Here is a 1649-nt window from a genome sequence, read left to right as displayed (position 1 = left end):
TGAAGGCCCCGAACGACGGTCCGTTTCTGAGCGGTACGGCTGGCGCGAGATGAGACGCCGCCAGTCCTCCCGCCGGATCTGTGTCGAGCACGCTAACGCCGAAGTCCGGCAGTGGCGCCCGCTCCAGCGGTACACCGGCCGCCGCGAGACCTATGGCGTCACCTCGCCATAGCCGCTTTGGTCGCCGACCGCGCCGCCAAGCGGCCCACCCAGCACAAACCCAGCACCGAGCTGGTGCACGTTCGCATCAAGACCTGCTGAACCACGACCCAGCCGAACCCGCAGGCCAACACACCCCAAGACCAATCGCGGGTCAGCCCGTTAGCGGTCGAAGGCGATGAGGGAGCGGGTGAGGGGCGCCGTTCATGACGTACGGTGTCCGAAGTCGAAGGAGCAGTCTCCATTGTCGAGCGCGCAGCAGGCGCGACAACCGGGGGCGAGACGGGAGCTGTTGATGAAGGCCGCCCGCTTCAGTCGGTTCGGGGGCCCGGAGGTCCTTGAGATCGTGGATCTCCCCGATCCGCATCCGGGTCCCGGGCAGGTCCGGATCGCGGTGCGCGCGGCCGGCGTCAATGCGAGCGACTGGAAGAAACGCAGGGGCCTGATGGATGTGGAGCTTCCGCAGACTCTGGGCTATGAGGCCGCGGGTGTTGTCGACGAGGTAGGCGAGGGCGCCTCGGATGTGGCCGTCGGCGATCGCGTGTTCGGCTTCTGCCTTGATGGAGCGGCGCAGGCCGAGCTGGCGGTGCTGTCCTTCTATGCACCGATCCCGCCGTCGCTCGACTTCGCCGGTGCTGCCGCGCTGCCGGCCGCCATTGAGACGGCCATGCGCGCGGTTGACCAGCTCGGCGTCAAGAGCGGCAGCACGGTGCTCATCAACGGCGCCTCCGGGAGCGTCGGCAGCGCCGCGGTCCAGTTCGCGGTGGCGCGCGGCGCGCGCGTGATCGGCACTGCCAGTCCGGCGAACCACGACTACCTGAGCTCGCTGGGGGCCGAACCCGTCGCGTACGGCGAGGACCTGGTCGAGCGGGTTCGCGCGCTCGCGCCGGACGGCGTCGACCTGGCGCTCGATGTCGCCGGGAGCGGCGTGCTGCCCGAGCTCATCGGGCTCGCCGGGGGCTCGGAGCACATCCTGACGGTGGCTGACTTCGTCGGCGCGCAGGAGCATGGGGTGAGGTTCAGCCGCGGGGATGACGGACGCGCGATCCATGTGCTTGCCGAGATCGGCGAGTTGATCGAGGCCGGGCGCTTCGCGCTCCCGGTCGCGCAGACCTTCCCGCTCGCCGAGATCGCGGAGGCACACCGCGTCAGCGAGGACGGTCACGTGCGCGGGAAGCTCGTTCTGCTGGTCGGCTGATACAGCGGCGTTTCCCACACCCTCCCGGTTTTTCTGACACATCGCCAGATTCAGGGGTGCGTTCGAGATCGTTGCGTGAACGACACCAGGTGCCGGATCTCCATCCGATAGCTACTTGCCCCTGAAAAAGGGTTTGGGCTGGTGACGGGGTCGGAGCTGTTGGAGGGCACCAGTCCGACGGCTACCCATTGGCCCCTGCCTCACCGGCTGAGGGTGGTCATCCGCTGGAGGTTGTAGGCGAAGACTCCCAGTCCGGCCCAGGTCTGGGCGCCGGTCAGGCGGCGGAGGCGAG

1 protein-coding gene is annotated in these 1649 nt (G+C 68.6%); it reads left to right on the top strand.

The annotated features are described in order from the left end of the window. Positions 1-454 precede the first annotated feature (454 nt). Complete coding sequence (locus tag ACO1BR_RS44015) at positions 455-1357, top strand: NADP-dependent oxidoreductase (protein WP_426800735.1); 903 nt, start codon at positions 455-457, stop codon at positions 1355-1357. The last annotated feature ends 292 nt before the right edge of the window (positions 1358-1649 follow it).

The sequence above is a fragment of the Streptomyces sp. YGL11-2 genome (assembly GCF_050054615.1).
In the GTDB taxonomy this organism is placed as follows: Bacteria; Actinomycetota; Actinomycetes; order Streptomycetales; family Streptomycetaceae; genus Streptomyces.
Note: the sequence above shows the minus strand (reverse complement) of the source record. Positions and strands in the feature narration are given on the sequence as shown.